The following is a 15,765-nucleotide window of genomic DNA, read 5'->3' as shown; positions in this document are numbered from 1 at the left end:
CGGCACTCCCGGGCCGCGCACCGCCGTCGCTCCCACTTTAGGACGGGCATGAATTCCTGCGGGAAACCCAGGGTGTGGCTTTCAAATTGGGCCCGATTTCCCTGAATCCTGCTACGCTTCACCGCGTGAATCGGAAGATTGGAATCACCGGCGGCGCGAGCGCCGGCCACGTCGTTCCCGCTCTAGCGGTAGCAGCTGAACTGCAGCGCGCAGAATGCGAACTCGTGTATTTCGGCCGCGCCGACAGCATCGAGGCGGACCTCGCGGCGAAGGCCGGGATCCGGCTCGCGGCCGTCCCCTCGGCAGGACTGCAGCGCTTCCGCTCCTGGAGCAACGTCACCATGCCGGCGACCGTCACCCGCGGGGTGTTCGCCGCCTGGCGGGCGATGCGACGGGAGCGGCCCGACGTTGTCTTCTCCAAGGGCAGCTACGTCTCGGTGCCGGTGGGGATCGCCGCGTGGCTGAACCGCATCCCCCTCGCCATCCACGAGTCCGACCACACCCTCGGCCTGGCCAACCGGATCCTCGCCCGCTTCGCCACCACGGTCTTCCTCGCCGAGGACACCCCCGGTCTGCCCAGGTGGCTCCAGCGCAAGGCTGTGGTCACCGGCCTTCCCCTACGCGACGACCTCGCCGACGGCCGGCCCGAGAGCCTCCGCGCCAGGCTCGGCATGCCGGCCGGGCCGCCGGTCCTGCTCATCTTCTGCGGAAGCAGCGGATCCCAGCGCGTCAACGAGGCGGTCCGCCACCAACTCGGCAATCTGACACGGCACTTCTCCATCGTCCACATCTGCGGTCGCGGCAACCTCGACCCCGCCCTGTCCTCCACACTCGGCTACTGGCAGCTGGAGTACCTGCACGGCGACATGGTCGACGCTCTCTGGCTCTCCGATCTCGTCATCGGCCGGGCTGGCGCGACAACGCTCGCCGAGTTGGAGGCACTGGCCAAACCCGCCGTTCTGGTCCCGTTGCCGGCCTCCGTGAGCCGCGGCGACCAGCTCGACAACGCGAAGGTGTACGCCCAGCACGCCACCTGCCTCGTCGTCGCGGACGAGGAGATGGGCGACGGGACGCCGTTGCTGCACGCCTGCGAGCAGCTCCTGCCCGCACTCGGCAGCGCCCGCCGCCGCCCCGACCCCGACGTCGTCCGCCGCACCGCGCGGGACATCGCCAGCAGGACGATCGCCCTCGCCCGCCCGCGCGGCCGGCACGCCCGCTGAGCTACCCGCAAGCCATCAGGCCAGGCCCTCCGGAAGGTTGCCGCGGAACAGCACATGCACATGCAAGTGCTTCGACTCCTGGTACGCGCCCTCGTTCGTGACGATGCACGCCGCGCCGTACTCCTCGCGCACCCGCGCCGCGACCTTTCGGACCACCCGGAAAACGTCGGCGAGGTCCTCTTCGGTGCCGTCGCCGAGGTCCACCAGCGAGGGGATGTGCTTCCTCGGGACGACCACGATGTGCACCGGATAGGAGGGCCTGGTGTGCTCGAAGGCGAGCACACTGTCGGTCTCCTCCACCACCTTCACCGGCGTGCGACCGTTCAGTGCCTCGTTGCAGTAGAAGTCCGAAACCGTTGCCGGCGCCGTCATAATTGCACCTGTCCCTAGGGCTCTGCGGCGACGGCTCGCGCGGGAAGATCGCTGGGGGCCACCGCAGTCATTGAAGTTGACCAACCAGCGGCCCAGAGTACAGCGGCGAGCTGACGATCACTCATCTCTGCCAATTAGCAGGACAATCAGAAGAGTCTGACCCTGGGGCGCGACCGCCGCTGCTGGCCTCGCGGTTGCACTCCTCCGCGGCGCTGGCAACGCAGCAGCGGTTGGTCAAAAGTTCGCACTTGGACGGTGGCGATGTCACCGGACGGACCTGGCGCAGTCAGCCCTCGGCGGCGACACACCGGTCTGGCCCGGCGCGAGGCACCGAGCCGGACTCGGCTCCCATGTAGAGCCTGGCTACCGGCGGTGGGCCGTGAGTTCGGCGACGGCGCGGAGCACTGCTCGCGGGTCGAGCAGGCTGTCGAGCACGGTGTCCGCCCCGGCAGCGGCGAGCTGCTCGGCCGAGGTGGTGCCGGAGGCGACGGCAATCACGGCTGCCCCGCCCTCCGCTCCAGTCCGGACGTCCTCGAGCGAGTCCCCGATGATGACCGTGTTGGACCGGTCGAAGGACATCCCGCAGCGGTCTGCGGCGCGGCGCTGGGCGATCTGGACCAAGGCCGGCCGGTGGGAGTCGTCGGAGGCGAAGCCGCCGATGGCCAGGTCGACGTACTGGTCCAGGCCGAAGGCGCGGAGCTTGATCTCCGCGCTCTGCCGCAGGTTGCCCGTGACCACGGTCGGTACGAGGCCGGGAGCCGAGTGAACCGCCTCGAGGGCGGCAGGGGCGCCGGGCATGAGCCGGCCATCGGAGCGCAGCTGCTCGGCTCGCTCCGCGAGGAGCTTGGGCAGCAGCTCGACGATCTGCTCCGCGAGCTTCGCGACGTCCTGGTGGTCGACGTCGTTGGCTTCGAGCAGTTCCCGTACCGCGAGGGGCATCGTGCGGCCGGTGCCCCGTTCGGGCAGCTTCGTGGCGTCGCGGCCGACAACCTGGCGGAACGCCTCGCGGTAGACGGTGCGGTCGGTCTCACCGACGTACACCAGGGTGCGGTCGACGTCCCACAGAACGAGCACGGTGCTGGTCACGCTGACAACTCCTTGGCCGCCATCACTTGTCGTGATCGTTCTACCAGCTCACTCGACCGCGGGTCCGGGATGGCCCGCAGGTGCTCCACCGCCTGCTCCAGATGCTCGTTCAGCCTGGCCGACTGGACGTTCGCCGCCAGGGTGAGCGCGGCGTCAGCCGCTTCGAAGCCTCCGTAGCGGTCCCCGGCGAGGAGGTGCGCGGAGGCGGCTCTCGATGCGAACAGCGCCCGGGTGCGCAGATCCGTCGGGTTCAACGTGGAGGCGGCCTGCTCGAAGTGGGCTGCCGCCGCCTTGTGTTCGCCGAGCTGGAGGTAGCAACTGGCGGTCTGGCCGAGGATCTCCCCGCGGTTCATCCAGTACAGCCAGCTGGGGTCCTTTTCAGCCGGGCCCTGCTCGGCGAGTTCGGCGGCCCGGCCGAGTGCGCGCTGGCATGCCTGCTGTTCTCCGAGCTTGGCGTGCCCGCGAGCCTGGCGGGTCAGAAGCATGGCCTCCAGATGGGAAGAGTCGAGGGTTCGGATCTTCTCTCTGGCGGCCTGCATCGCGGTCACGGCGTCGCGCGGGTTTCCGACCGAATAGCTCTGGATGGCGAGGTAGGACAGAGCCCCGGCGCCGTAGCGGGGATCGCCGGAGGCGTGGGCGGCTCGTAGTGCCGCCAGGAGAGCTCGTTGGGCCAGTTCGTGGTTGCCGGCATCGAAGTGGAACCACCCAAGCTGGGTGGCAGTGTCAGCAGCGATGCCGGCCAGGCGCCGACCGGTCTTCTCGTCGTAGCTGGCGGATTTCAACGTCTCGCGGACCAGGCCGAGGTGAGATCGCGCCAGCCCGGCGAGTAGGGCGCTGCCGGAGCTGGCGTCCATGGTGCGGAGGCTGTCGATCGTCCCCTGGAAGCTCGCAACGAGTCCAGGTTCCACCTGCGCGCCGCCGAGCGCGCGTGCGAGGGGTTCGGCGTCTGCGATACCCCACTGGTGGATGTAGGCGGAGAGGGCGGTACCGGTAAGGATCAGGAACTCGCGGCGACTCGGACGCATGGTGGCTTGCTCCCCTCGCATCACGTCGTGCAATGCCGCCACCATACGGCTCGCCGTCCACGGCCCGGCAACGTCATCGTGGGAGGGGAGTGAACTCGCGTTTGCGGATGGTGCTGTTGGGGACGCCGCCCGGAGGGGGAGCCTCACGAGATCAGCGGGGGCACCGACCGAATCGAGGTACTCGACGATCCTGTCGATGTGGGTCAGCTGGACCCGACCAGCCTCAAGCCGAGAAAGGTAGCCCTGGGTCAGCCCGGTGATCCCTGCGAGGTCGTCCTGGCGAAGCGGCACGATCTCCCGCAGACGCTTGCTCAGCCTGCCGAAGTCCAGCTCAGCGAGGCTGTCGCGCACCACCGCATCGCGCCACACCCATGTGGGAACGGCGACAGGGGTCTGGTCAGCGACCGTCCGCGCACACGGGCCGCAAACACTGCCACTGTCGTTGTACCGGCTGAGCGTGCATCCGCATCGTTCGCACCGCCGTGCCCCCATTCCGCCCCTCCCGTCCACGGGAGCCCGGCCCCCGCAGGCGACCGCCGTGATCATATTTCAGCGCGAATATGACTACGCGAATGGTCGCCGTCGAACACTCTCAGGCACCTTACTGCGGCAGGCAGTTGCCGTGGCTGAAAGCGATCACATTTGTCGGGACCTCGACATGCCGGTCGGTCAGTCGGGCCCGTTCCTGCCGCCGGCGTCGACTGCTTCCACCGACCACCCGATCTCGGGTGGTGTCACGGGTGGCCAGCAAGTCTGCCGACCATATCCGCACGAGGGAGGTAGGCCGTTGAACACCGAATCCGCCCCGCAGCCGGGCCGACTGGTCCAGCACCCGGCTGGCCACGACGGTGAGTTGCGAGCGGCGGTCGAGGAGCTGCGGCAAGGGCGGTGGTATGCGGCACGGGCACTTCTCGCCCACTCCTGGAGCAGCCCGGGTCTGTGGGCGGCGCGCACCCAGGTACTTGGCGCGATGGCCGGCCAGAACGATGTCCTCCGCCACTGGGCCTCCGAGGAACCCGCGACGTTCGGACTGACCACGCTTCACACCCGTGTTGCCGTCGACCAGGCTCTACTGGTCGGCCAACGCCAGCCCGACTCGCCGGACGCCGTGGCGCTCGAAGGCACCGCCCGGCAGTGGTGCTGGCTAGGAGCCTCGGTGCTCGCAAGCGACCCGGTGCCGTGGCTCGGGCTGCTCACTCTCGCCCAGCTGGACCTCAATCAGGCACGACCGGAGCACCGTGTCCCGGCTCCCGACCAGATGCTTCCACCTGGACCGTGGGGGATGTTCGACCAGGCCCGCCGGATCGACCCGTGGGGTCGGGAAGCCTTCCACCGCATGCTCCGCGTCTGGCTGGCCCGCGGTGAGATCGGCCCGGCAACGGAGTTCCTCGCGGCCTACCAGCCCAGCGCACCGGAGGGCTCCGCACTGCACGCCCTGCCCTTGTACCTGTACGTCGACCGCTACCGCCGCGCCAAGCGCAAGGAAGCGGTCCAGCTGCAATGGACCGATGACCAGGCCGTGCGCGACACGGTCCTCAATGCCTTCTCCCACTGGCAGACCGCGCTCGCGCAGGGGGTCCGGTGGCCGGTCTCGGACGAGAGCCACCTCGCCCACGCGCTCTGGGCAAGTCGCCATCGTCCGCAGGCGGCTGAGGTATTCGCCGCCATGAGCCCGTTCATTTCAGCGCAGCCGTGGCAGATCTTGGCACCGGACCGGCCGGGCAACCTGCTGCGGGAGGCGACGGCCCAGTCCTACGCCGTCGCTGGCTGATCTGCTCCGGCCCACTCCCGCCCGGCCCACTCCCGCCCGGCCCACGCCGGGATCGACACTCATCTTCCCCTTGGAGATTCGCCATGTCCTGGCCCCAGCGCACCACCCCCACGCACGAAGACGAGCATCTTCGCTCACTCGGCTACGAGCCCGAACTCGTCCGGCGGATGGGCGGCTTCGGCAACTTCGCCGTCAGCTTCTCGGTCATCTCGGTGCTCAGCGGCTGCATGACGCTGTTCGGATTCGGGCTGGTGACCGGTGGCCCGGCCGTGATGATGTGGGGCTGGGTCGGCGTGGGCCTGGCCGTGCTGTTGGTCGGCATGGCCCTGGCCGAGGTCACCAGCGCGTACCCCACCTCCGGCGGCCTCTACTACATGGCCCAGCGGCTCGGCGGTCCGCGGTGGGGCTGGACGACCGGTTGGTTGAACCTCCTCGGGTTGTTGGGCGGGATCGCCGGCATCGACTACGGTGCGGCCTCGTTCATCGCCGCGTTCGCCGGGTTGCAGTGGGGGGTCGCCCCGACGCCGGGCCTGATCCTGGCGATCTTCGCGGGCGTCCTGGTGCTGCACGCCCTGCTGAACGTCGTCGGGGTCCGCATCGTGAGCCTGCTCAACAGCATCTCGGTGTGGTGGCACCTGCTGGGCGTCGCCGTGATCGTCGGCGTGCTCACCATCGTTCCCTCCCAACACCAGTCCTTGTCCTGGGTGTTCACCCACTTCGAGAACGGAACCGGCTGGACGAGCCCTGTCTACGTCTCGGCGATCGGGCTGCTGTTGGGCGGCTACACGTTCTGCGGTTACGACGCTTCGGCGCACCTGTCCGAGGAGACCAAGGACGCCAGAGTCGCCGCGCCGCGCGGCATCGTCCGCTCGATCTGGGTCTCCCTGCTGGCTGGCACGGTGCTGCTGGGCGGCCTGCTGTTCGCTGTCCAGGACTACGCCAGCACCTCTGCCGCCACCGTGCCCCCCGCGCAGATCTTCCTGGACGCGGTCGGGACAACCGGCGCGAAGCTGCTGCTGCTCGTCGTGATCGGGGCGCAGCTGTTCTGTGGCAGCGCGGAGACCACCGCCGCGTCGCGCATGATCTACGCCTTCTCGCGGGATGGTGCGCTGCCCGGGTCGGCGACGTGGCGGCGGGTCTCGGCCAGCCGCGTGCCGGTGCCTGCCGTGTGGCTGGCGGTCTCGGTCGCCTTCGTCCTGGCGGTCCCCTCGCTCTGGTCTCCGGTCGCGTACGGCGCGGTGACGGCGGTGAACGTCATCGGGATGACCCCTTCCTACATCGTCCCGGTCTACCTGCGGCTGCGGCAGGGCGACCGGTTCGTCCCCGGGCCGTGGAGCCTGGGCCGGTGGAGCAGGCCGATCGGGGTCGCGGCCGTGGGGTGGGTGGTGGTGCTGACGGCGCTGGTGTGCCTGCCGCAGCGCGCCCCGGTGACCATCGAGACGTTCAACTACGCGCCCGTCACGCTGGCCGTGGTCCTCGCCCTGGCGTGGGTGTGGTGGCGGATGGCCGGCGACAAGTTCTCCGTCCCGGTGGTGGACGACCCGCACCTGGCCCGGATCGAGGCGCAGATCGTATGAGGGCGACGATGGGGGCCGCCCGCTCCCGGGCAGCCAGGCCCTCGACGGCGACGACCGCCGCGCCGGTCGGGCAGCTGGACCGGTTGGTCGACGCCTTCGGCATCGACACCGTGCTGCTGGCGACGGTCGATGCTCAGGGCCGGCTCAAGGGCAAGGAGTTCGACGCAGCCGGGTTCGTGCGGCGGCTGCGGTCGGGGGCGCTGTCCCCGGAGATGTGCGGCTACGTGCTCGGGACCGACTTGAGCATGACCCCGGCGCAGACCGGTCCGTTCTCCTGGCAGTCCGGGTTCGGCGACGTCGCCCTGCTGCCCGACCTGCGGCGGGCCCGGGTGCTGCCGTGGCTACCGAGCACTGCCTTGGTGCTCGCCGAGCCGAACAGCGGCGGATACCCGCACCCATTGGCTCCGGGCACGGTGCTGGCCGAAGAGCTGGCCCGGCTCGCCGAGCGTGGCGTCGTGCCTGCGGTGGGGATCGAGTCGGAGTTCGTGCTCTACGAGGGCACTGCCCGGGACGCGGCGGTGGCCGGCTGGCGGGGGCTTCGCCCGGCCGTCTGGGACAGCCGCGACTACGCGCTCGACAGCCCGGCGCCGGTGCGGGAGTTCAGCCGTAGGCTCCGCCAGGTTCTCGCCGCTGCCGGTATGCCGGTCGAGGCGGTCAAGGGCGAGGGCGCGCCAGGGCAGGTCGAGGTCACCTTCCCGTACGGGGAGGCGCTGGAGGCGTGCGAGCAGCATGTGCTGTTCAAGCACGCCGCGAAGACGGTCGCGGACGACGCCGGTCTGACGGCGTCGTTCATGGCGGCCCCGTCCACGAGCGTCGGCAGCGGACTGCATCTGCACGTGTCGCTGGTCGACTTCGACGGCCGGCCGGTGCTGGCCGCCGACCCGGCCGACGGGATCGAGTTGTCGGAGCTGGGCGAGCAGGCGGTGGCGGGGCTGCTCGCCGTGCTGCCCCAGGTCGCGCCGATGTGGGCGCCGTACGTGAACAGCTACAAGCGCCTCGCGGATCACTCCTTCGCTCCAGCCCGTCTCGCCTGGGGCCGGGACAACCGGACGTGCGCGGTTCGGGTGGTCGGCCACGGCCGCAGCCTTCGGCTGGAGGTGCGCCTGCCGGGCGCGGACGCCAACCCGATGCTCGCCCTGGCGGCGGCCCTGGCCGGTATCCGGCACGGCATGGAGGCCGGCCTCAAGCCCCCGCCCGCCGTCAGCGGTGACGCCTACGAGCACCCCGACGCATCGCTGGTGCCGCAGTCCCTGGAGGAAGCCGTCGGCACGTTCGAGACCAGCGCGGCGGCCGGGGAGCTGCTGGCCGAGCCCGTTGTCGCGCACCTGGCCCGCGTAGCCCGCATGGACCTGGAGCACCACGCCTCCCGCGTCACCGACGCCGAGGTGGAGCGCGGCCTCGCCCAGGTATGAACCCCGGTTCGGTGCCGGGTCGAATCCCCCTCCCCGGCACCGGACCGGTCCCAACCCCCACACCCCGATTTCCAGTTGGAGAGAACCACATGGACACCGCCATCACTTCCGCAGTCGCTGTCGAGGCGAGCGCGCGTCCGGCCCTGCCCGGCCTGCTGGCGGCCGTGCACCTGGTCGACGTCGTCGCCCCCGGCATGGAGGGCCTGGCCCGGTGGCTGGCCGAGGCCGGAGCCGACGTCACCGGCAGCATCCCCGAGTCCGACCGGGACAGCCCAATCGTGGCCACCCTCAAGGAGATGGGCATCCGGGTGCTCGTCGGGTTCGACGCCACGCACGTGCGCACCGACCGCACAGCGGTGGTGTGGTCGGGAGTTTTCGCCGGGCCGCACCCCGAGCTGGACCACGCCCAGGTGCTGCGGCTGCCGATCCTGGCGCGGGCTGTCGCGCTGAAGGCCATCTCCCGCGAGGCCGGCACCAGGGCGGTGGCCGTGGCGGGCAGCCACAGCACCACGACTGCGGCAGCCGCCCTCGCCGCCCTCCTCGATGACGGCCAGACCGGTTGGATCCTGAACGCCCCGGCTGGCGAGGGCACCGTCGGGCACGCCGCCGGGCACCGGATCGTCACGGACTACTGCCCGGACAACACGACACACGAGGCCGCCCCGCCCGCCGGCTGGCAGCACCGCCCCGCCCCGCACTTCCTGCACAGCGAGCCGCAGTTCGCCGCCGCGCTGATCATGTCCACCAGCGCCAATGCCCCGCACTACGACGACAACATCGCCGGGCTCGACGCCGCCGAGCAGCTCGCCCGCCACTCCACCGTCGTCGTCCTGCCGACCTGGGACAACAGCACAGCGAACCTACGCGAACGCCTCTCCGACCGTCCCGTGTCCGGCCAGCGTGTGGTCACCGTCGGCACCGACCCCGCCTCCACCGTCTGGATCATGGCCCCGCGCTGGACGGGCGAGGACTTCCGCGTCGTCCTGCGCTACCAGGAAACGGACCACTCCTTCGTCCTCCCGGTGGCCGGCCGCCACCACGCGCTCGCGGTATGTGCGGCCATCGCCACCGCCCTGGTTCTCGGCGAGGACCCACAGGCCGTTGCCGAGCGCGCCGCCGACTTCCGCGGGGTGCAGCGCTCACTCACCGCCATCGGCACACAGCGCGGCATCACCGTGGTCGAATCCCGCGCCCGGCACCCGCGCGAGATCGCCCAAGACATGGAGGCCGCCCGGCTGCTCACCGAGTTCGCTCTGATCGTCGCTTTGGAGCCGGACGGCATTGCCCGCGCCAGCGCGCACACCACCGAACTCGGCGAAGCCCTCACCGGTGCCGACCAAGTGCTGCTCCTGCCGGTTACCACCCCTCTCTCCGAACACACCGCGCCCGACCCGCTGGACGCGATCGAGGAGGCCGTCCGCAAGCGCTTCCGCGACGGCGCGGTCCACCGTGTCCGCTTCGGCCCGTGCGAGCCCGGCCCGGAGCAGCAGATCGGTGCCCTGGCCGGCGAGGGCGACCTGGTCCTGCTCGTCGGCACCGGGCAGGCCGAGCGGCTCGGCCCGCGGCTGCTGTTCCACCTGGCCGCGCCCACCGCGCCGATCCCGCAAGACCTGTGAGCCCGAATCACCCCGCTGGAGACGACCGTGCCCCCCGCCCCGCTGCCTGCCCTCACCGCCCCGGAACTCCGGCTGATCGCCCTGGTCGCCGCCGGTGCCAGCCATGAGCAGATCGCCGCCGACCCCGAGACACGGCTGAGGGCAGCCGATGTCCGCAGCGCGATCGAGGCGGTGCTTGCCACAACCGGCACGCGCACCGTGCTGCACCTCGCTGCCTGGGCCACCGCCCACCGGATCGTCACCCAGCCGGTGCACCCCAGCGGGGCTCTGAGCATCAAGCCCGCCCTCGCTCCGCGGCGGCTGCAGATCCTTCGTGGCTGGGCGGGAGGTCGCAGCACCTCGGAGCTGACCGCCGACTTCGGCATCTCCCCGACCACGATGCGTACTTACTGCAAGACCCTGCTCGCCGAGCTGAACACCGACTCCCAGCCCCAGGCCGTCGTCATCGGCGTCCTCGCCCAGCTGGTGCTTCTGAGCGACATCGACCCCACCTGGGAGACCAGACCGCTCGCCGCCGCTCAGAAGAGTGCGGCCCGGTGAGCAGTCGGCGCGGAGCCGGACGCTTCGGGATCGCCGTGCTGTGCTTTCTGCTCGGCGCCCTCGTCGGCAGCTGCGCGATCTACCTGCTGGACCACCTCGCCGAAATCGGCCAGCCCATCTACCTCGGCATCTTCACCGCCGCCGCGCTGACCACCCTCGGCGTCGCCGACCGCCTGGTCAACCACCGCACACCCCCGCAGGACTCCCGCCGCACCGACACCCGCCGGTCCGGCTGAGTTAATCCCCGCTCCACCCCATGGCGGCCGTTCGGGCCAGGGCCGCACCCCTTCGACCACACAGAGCAGATGTCCTCACCACTCGTCCACCGCCGCGGCACCGCCCCCAGCGGTGTCTTCACCACCACGCCCCTGCGCTACATCGAGGCTCCGGAGCCGTTCGAGCCGGACGGCCTGCCATCGGTGTTCCTCGCCGGGGCGACCATCGGCTGCCCGGACTGGCAGTGGGAGGCGGTCGAGCTGCTGGCGCGGGCCGGCTTCCACGGCACCGTCCTCAACCCTCGCCCCTCCCGGAACCCCGCCACCGACCCCTACGCGGCATGGGCCCCATTCGGCTGGCAGGACCGCAACATCCGGCGCACCAGCGCCGTCCTGTTCTGGAACCCGATCGGCCACGTGCGCGTGCACGACTGCTACGAGACCGGCCTGTTCTCCCCGTACGGCGGGGCGGTGGTCGTCGGCTGCGACCCGGCTGATCCCGTCCAGCAGGCCAACCGCGTCCTGCTCGCGCACCTCATGCCGTGGCTGCCCGTCGCGGGCACCCTCGGCGCAGCCCTCGCGGCCCTCGCCGCCCCAGCCCCGGCCCGCCGCTGACCACCCCTCCCACCCAGGTCAGGACCTTCATGCTCCGCGCGCCTGCCCCCTTCCGGATCGAGGACCTCGCCCTCCTCGGCAACACCCGCTCCGCCGTCTTGGTCCGCCTGGACGCGACCATCAACTTTGCCTGCCTACCGGACTTCGACTCCCCGGCCGTCTTCACCTCCATGCTCGGCGGCGAGGAGCACGGGTTCTGGCGCGTCGGTCCAGCCGTCTACAACGGCTCGCCGCCCCCGTCCGCCGACCGGCGCCAGTACCTGGGCGACACCCTGGTCTTCCGCCAGGAGTGGGACACCGACACCGGCACCCTCGCCGTCGCCGAGTTCATGCCGGCCCCCACGGTCACCGACGACGCGGCTCGCAGATCATCCGGATCGTCGAGTGCGTCAGCGGCGTGGTGCGCGTCTTCCGCCCCACAGCGACTACGGCGCCCCGCGCATCGACAGCCGAACTCCCACCGCAGACGACGGACGCCCAGGCACCTTCACCGTGCTCGCGGGCCTCCTGCTCACCGACCAGCTCCGCCAAGACCGCGGGAACCTATGGGTGTGGCCGGGAACGCACCCGACCACCGCCGAATGGCTGCGCCACCCCGGCGCAATGCTGCGCCATATCCGCCCGACAAGCTTCCCGCTCCGCTCCAGGTGACCGGCCACCGGGAGCATGGTCCTCGTCCACTACCTGCCCACCCACACCATCGCTGGCCACTTCGGCACGACCGATGACGAGCGCCGCGAGACCGTGCACTTCCAGCTGCGCGCCGTCGGGCCACCGCGAGCGTCGGCATACAGCCGTGACGGAGCTTGCTGGCCGACGTCGCACCCCGGCCCCTAGTCGGGACTTCACCACAGTAAGCAGGCACTGATCACCGCCCCGCCAGCCTCTGCTGGGCATGACACGGGTGCTTGACGGCCTGCGCTTCAAGCTACCCGCGTGCATTCAGGACGTGTTCGCTAGCCGGGCTTCCCCCACCCAGCGGGCCGCGGGAGGCAGACGCGATGCCGGCGGCGTGCCCGAGCCCGCCGCTTCGCACCTACGCCGCGCTTCGAGAGGTTCGCTCGCAGGAAGTGGATCAGGTCCGCAGCGACCACGCGGTAGTTGCCGCCCACCTCCACGACGGTGACCGGGTAGCGGCCTTCGCGCACCATGCGATAGCCCACTGACCTCCCCAGGGAGAACAGCTCGATCGCAATCGACAGCAGGAGCGCTGCGAAGGCTTCCGGCGAGTACTTCCCGGCCGAGCAGCTTCGAACTGGGTTCACCGACTGCGCCTCCGAGGCGTGTTCTTTGTCTCGAGCCCCGGAGAATTGAAGCACCGCCTAGCACCGAGCGTGCAGCCCATGCAGCAACGCCTCCCATAGCACAAGATCGGCTCGATACATCGAGCCATCCGCCACGAACACTCTGCATCTGCCACCGATCGGTGTGCATCTCATTGGTCGCATGGGTGGAGTGCAGCATGGAACCGCGGAAGCGCGCCCTCATCGGAGTTCGGCTGTCGGTAGCCACCGATGAAAGTACGTCGCCGGCGCGCCAGCGCGAAAAGGGCCGACTTATGGCCCAGATGAAGGACTATCAAATCGTCGGCTATGCCGAGGACCTGGACGTCTCTGCCACGAAGTTCCGGCCGGTCGATCGGCCACAACTAGGCGATTGGATGAAGAATCGCCATCACGAGTTCGACGTCATGATCTTCTGGAAACTGGATCGGATCGTTCGAAGTCCGGCCGACCTTTCGGACATGATCCGTTGGTGCGATGAGCACCGCAAGAACCTCATTTTTGTCGATGACACATTCGACCTCTCCAGCGATCTCGGAGAGGCGATGGCCTATATGGCTTCCGTATTCGCCCGCATGGAGGCAAAAAAGATATCCGCACGCGTTGCGGATGCCCACCGCTTCCTCAAGGGGACACGTCGCTGGGCTGGCGGCCGGCCGCCCTACGGGTACCGGGTCGTACCGCTGGAAGGCGGCGGGAAGGTTCTTGAGATCGACCCGGTGACGTCCGCCATTGTCCGGGAAATGTACTGCTGGGCCGTCACCGGGGTATCACTGAGCGAGATGGCCCGCAGGCTGAGCCAGCGAGAAGTACCGACACCGCGGAATTGGATCCGGCTACAGAACGGCCTGCCTGCCACCCCGGCCCGATGGAATCCAGCGTCGATTGGGAAGATTTTGACCTCGCCCGCCTGCCTCGGCCTAAAGATGACCGGCAGGTCTAGCGGCTTCCACAGGATTGTCTACGATGCACAAGGAGATCCTGTTCAGGCCGCCGACGCGATCCTCTCTCCTGATGAGTGGCAGCTCCTGCAAGGTGTTCTCGGGGCAGCGCGCCCCACTCGGAAGAAGCGGGTTAACGAGTCCTATCCGTACCTCGGCTCGGTCTTCTGCGCCAAGTGCGGACATGTGGCTTACCGCTGGATAAACCGGGTGGGACAGACCGAGTACGGATATTACCGGTGCGGCGTCAGCGCCGCCGTGAAGCGGTGCGATACTGCAGCCCCCATGGACTTCGTCGAGGAGCAGTTCAACGCCATCGCCACCCATCTGTTCTCGACGGTACAGGTCGTCGAGCCGGCACTGTCCGATGTTCCTCTGGATAACAGCGACACAGTCGAATCAATATCCAGGGCGATGAAAGATATCCGGGCCGAGAAGGACATGGGCCTCTACGATTACGAGGGCGGAAGGGAGGAGTATCTTCGCCGCATCAACGGGCTGGCAGAACGCCGCAAGACTGCGGCGCAAGCGGCGCGCGTGAGCCCACGGAATTTGCTTCCCACCGGATCGACCTTTGCCTCGGAGTGGGCTAGTAGCGATATCGCTGGCCAGCGGCAGCTTCTCCTGAAGTCCAAGGTGAGGGCTTACATCTGCCGGAACTCCATCAGCTTTCTCTTCCCCGAGGACCTACAGAAGGAGCTGGTCGCCGCCTGATCTTTCCTCCCATGCACCGCGTAGATTGCGGTCGCTGGGCTTCACTTCCACGGGATAGGGCACCTCCCCCGGTCAAAGGACTTATGGCCTATGCGGCCCCACTCGATCGTGACGTCACGCTCCCGGTCTCCACTCCACCTACCGCACCTTCCTCCCGCCCACCACCGATAACAGGTCGCACTTGCCTCGAGTTCAGCAGAGATATAGCAGCCTTCGGACTGCCCGGGGCGAGGCGGGCCGACAAGGACACCGTGCGGGAGGTGATCCACCGGTTCAACGAGGTCAGCCTGGCCTGCCTGAACCCTCAGCGGACGGGAGGCCGTCCCGTAGCAGCCCGCGGGCGAGAGGCCGCCGACGGGGATCTGCGGCGAAAGCGGCGCGCCGGCGGTCCGGTCGTAGTACTCCTGGTGAGGCATGGATACGATCCTTCTCACCGGGAGTCACTGATGGCCGTTCGCCGTGTCGTACCCAACATCCAGTCTCAGGACGCGCAGCAGAGCAAGGACTTCTACGGCCTGCTGGGGTTCGAGGAGGTCATGAACCACGGCTGGATCGTGACGCTCGCCTCCCCGGCCAGCCCGACGGTGCAGATCAGCTTCATGAGCAGCGACAGAACCGCACCCGTCACCCCCGACATGAGCGTCGAGGTGGACGACGTTGATGCGGCCTACGCCGCCATGCGGGAGAGCGGCGCGCAGATCGTCTACCCCTTGCACAGCGAGGACTGGGGGGTACGGCGGTTCTTCGTCCGCGACCCCAACGGACGAGTCGTCAACGTGCTGGGGCACAGCTGAACGCGAGCCGGTCGCCGAGCAGGGTCTGCCCCGGCCGGGACCGGGCGGGCCGGGCTCGGCGCGGGGCGTGGCGGGCAGGGCCTGGCGTTCGTCCAGCGGGGTGTCGCCGCGAGGAGCCGGTTGGCGTGGGGATCAGATCCGGCCGCGCCAGGCGCCTGTCTCCGCCCCGCGCGATTCGATGTAGTCCTTGAAGTTACGGAGGTCATCGATGGTCTGACGGTGGATGAAGCCGAGCTTGTCGCCGACCGTCTCCACCAAGCCGTGCGGATCGTGCGCAATCTGCAGCATCACCTTCGTCCTGGCCTCGTCGAGTCGGTGGAAGGTCACCACGCCGGCCTGGTGCAGATCGCCTGAGACGGTCGTCCAGGCGACCCGCTCGTCCGGGATCTGCTCGGTGATTCGGGCGTCGAACTCCCGGGTGGTGCCACCGACCCTGATCACCCAGTGGGTCAGGTCGGGCGCCCGCTGCTCGATCCGCTCGACGCCCGTCATGAACTGAGGGAAGTCCTCGAACTGCGTCCACTGGTTGTAGGCCACTGAGAGGGGGACGGCGACCTCAATCGATTCCTCAACCTGCGTCATCG

Annotated in this window: 15 protein-coding genes; 11 read left to right on the top strand and 4 right to left on the bottom strand. The window is 69.3% G+C overall.

The window, feature by feature from the left end; all coding sequences use genetic code 11:
* The first annotated feature begins 74 nt into the window (after window positions 1-74).
* Window positions 75-1,220 carry a glycosyltransferase gene (locus ACFC1T_RS18270; protein WP_375889732.1) on the top strand — a complete coding sequence of 382 codons (1,146 nt, stop codon included), beginning with the start codon at window positions 75-77 and terminating at the stop codon, window positions 1,218-1,220.
* Window positions 1,221-1,235: 15 nt separating this feature from the next.
* Here the strand turns inward: ACFC1T_RS18270 and ACFC1T_RS18265 are convergent, their stop codons facing one another.
* From ACFC1T_RS18265 to ACFC1T_RS18255, 3 genes are all read right to left on the bottom strand, one after another.
* The gene (locus ACFC1T_RS18265; protein WP_375889730.1) at window positions 1,236-1,592 is read right to left on the bottom strand and encodes an HIT family protein; all 357 of its coding nucleotides are present in this window, start codon (window positions 1,590-1,592) and stop codon (window positions 1,236-1,238) included.
* 363 nt (window positions 1,593-1,955) lie between these two features.
* Entirely contained in the window at window positions 1,956-2,678 is a 723-nt protein-coding gene (locus ACFC1T_RS18260; RefSeq protein WP_375889727.1) for an HAD family hydrolase, read from the bottom strand.
* Window positions 2,675-4,054 carry a helix-turn-helix domain-containing protein gene (locus ACFC1T_RS18255; RefSeq protein ID WP_375889724.1) on the bottom strand — a complete coding sequence of 460 codons (1,380 nt, stop codon included), beginning with the start codon at window positions 4,052-4,054 and terminating at the stop codon, window positions 2,675-2,677. Before ACFC1T_RS18255 ends, ACFC1T_RS18260 begins: the two co-directional genes overlap by 4 nt.
* A gap of 436 nt (window positions 4,055-4,490) precedes the next feature.
* On the opposite strand from ACFC1T_RS18255, the gene ACFC1T_RS18250 reads away from it, so the two are divergent.
* The 10 genes from ACFC1T_RS18250 to ACFC1T_RS18205 all read left to right on the top strand — a co-directional run bounded on the left by ACFC1T_RS18250 (window position 4,491) and on the right by ACFC1T_RS18205 (window position 15,181).
* Window positions 4,491-5,474: a hypothetical protein gene (locus ACFC1T_RS18250; protein ID WP_375889722.1), complete on the top strand. Its 984-nt coding sequence runs from the start codon at window positions 4,491-4,493 to the stop codon at window positions 5,472-5,474.
* 83 nt (window positions 5,475-5,557) lie between these two features.
* Complete coding sequence (locus tag ACFC1T_RS18245; protein WP_375889720.1) at window positions 5,558-7,051, top strand: amino acid permease; 1,494 nt, start codon at window positions 5,558-5,560, stop codon at window positions 7,049-7,051.
* Window positions 7,048-8,463 carry a glutamine synthetase family protein gene (locus tag ACFC1T_RS18240; RefSeq protein WP_375889718.1) on the top strand — a complete coding sequence of 472 codons (1,416 nt, stop codon included), beginning with the start codon at window positions 7,048-7,050 and terminating at the stop codon, window positions 8,461-8,463. The genes ACFC1T_RS18245 and ACFC1T_RS18240 overlap by 4 nt, the downstream gene beginning before the upstream one ends.
* 89 nt (window positions 8,464-8,552) lie before the next feature.
* The gene (locus ACFC1T_RS18235) at window positions 8,553-10,079 is read left to right on the top strand and encodes a Mur ligase domain-containing protein (protein ID WP_375889716.1); all 1,527 of its coding nucleotides are present in this window, start codon (window positions 8,553-8,555) and stop codon (window positions 10,077-10,079) included.
* 27 nt (window positions 10,080-10,106) lie between these two features.
* Window positions 10,107-10,619, top strand: coding sequence for a LuxR C-terminal-related transcriptional regulator (locus ACFC1T_RS18230; protein ID WP_375889713.1), 513 nt, complete (start codon window positions 10,107-10,109; stop codon window positions 10,617-10,619).
* Window positions 10,616-10,855: a hypothetical protein gene (locus ACFC1T_RS18225; protein ID WP_375889711.1), complete on the top strand. Its 240-nt coding sequence runs from the start codon at window positions 10,616-10,618 to the stop codon at window positions 10,853-10,855. Before ACFC1T_RS18230 ends, ACFC1T_RS18225 begins: the two co-directional genes overlap by 4 nt.
* Before the next feature lie 69 nt (window positions 10,856-10,924).
* Window positions 10,925-11,449: a hypothetical protein gene (locus ACFC1T_RS18220; RefSeq protein ID WP_375889709.1), complete on the top strand. Its 525-nt coding sequence runs from the start codon at window positions 10,925-10,927 to the stop codon at window positions 11,447-11,449.
* A 29-nt stretch (window positions 11,450-11,478) separates the two neighbouring features.
* Window positions 11,479-12,177, top strand: a complete 699-nt coding sequence (locus ACFC1T_RS18215) for a trehalase-like domain-containing protein (protein WP_375889707.1) — start codon at window positions 11,479-11,481, stop codon at window positions 12,175-12,177.
* Between the two features lie 734 nt (window positions 12,178-12,911).
* Window positions 12,912-14,387 carry a recombinase family protein gene (locus ACFC1T_RS18210; RefSeq protein WP_375889704.1) on the top strand — a complete coding sequence of 492 codons (1,476 nt, stop codon included), beginning with the start codon at window positions 12,912-12,914 and terminating at the stop codon, window positions 14,385-14,387.
* A gap of 446 nt (window positions 14,388-14,833) precedes the next feature.
* A complete protein-coding gene (locus ACFC1T_RS18205) occupies window positions 14,834-15,181 on the top strand; it encodes a VOC family protein (RefSeq protein WP_375889702.1) in 348 nt (115 codons plus the stop codon).
* 132 nt (window positions 15,182-15,313) lie between these two features.
* Here ACFC1T_RS18205 and ACFC1T_RS18200 read toward each other — a convergent pair whose 3' ends face one another.
* Window positions 15,314-15,763: an SRPBCC family protein gene (locus tag ACFC1T_RS18200; protein ID WP_375889701.1), complete on the bottom strand. Its 450-nt coding sequence runs from the start codon at window positions 15,761-15,763 to the stop codon at window positions 15,314-15,316.
* Between the last annotated feature and the right edge of the window lie 2 nt (window positions 15,764-15,765).

It is taken from the genome of Kitasatospora sp. NPDC056076, assembly GCF_042266305.1.
Classification (GTDB): Bacteria; Actinomycetota; Actinomycetes; order Streptomycetales; family Streptomycetaceae; genus Kitasatospora.
This window is presented reverse-complemented; position numbering and strand designations above follow the sequence as displayed.

Coding starts and splice junctions, on each gene's coding strand:
- ACFC1T_RS18240 (WP_375889718.1), top strand. CDS start 7,048: ATGAGGGCGACGATGGGGGCCGCCCGCTCCCGGGCAGCCAGGCCCTCG.
- ACFC1T_RS18220 (WP_375889709.1), top strand. CDS start 10,925: ATGTCCTCACCACTCGTCCACCGCCGCGGCACCGCCCCCAGCGGTGTC.
- ACFC1T_RS18200 (WP_375889701.1), bottom strand. CDS start 15,763: ATGACGCAGGTTGAGGAATCGATTGAGGTCGCCGTCCCCCTCTCAGTG.
- ACFC1T_RS18235 (WP_375889716.1), top strand. CDS start 8,553: ATGGACACCGCCATCACTTCCGCAGTCGCTGTCGAGGCGAGCGCGCGT.
- ACFC1T_RS18215 (WP_375889707.1), top strand. CDS start 11,479: ATGCTCCGCGCGCCTGCCCCCTTCCGGATCGAGGACCTCGCCCTCCTC.
- ACFC1T_RS18265 (WP_375889730.1), bottom strand. CDS start 1,592: ATGACGGCGCCGGCAACGGTTTCGGACTTCTACTGCAACGAGGCACTG.
- ACFC1T_RS18205 (WP_375889702.1), top strand. CDS start 14,834: ATGGCCGTTCGCCGTGTCGTACCCAACATCCAGTCTCAGGACGCGCAG.
- ACFC1T_RS18210 (WP_375889704.1), top strand. CDS start 12,912: ATGGAACCGCGGAAGCGCGCCCTCATCGGAGTTCGGCTGTCGGTAGCC.
- ACFC1T_RS18245 (WP_375889720.1), top strand. CDS start 5,558: ATGTCCTGGCCCCAGCGCACCACCCCCACGCACGAAGACGAGCATCTT.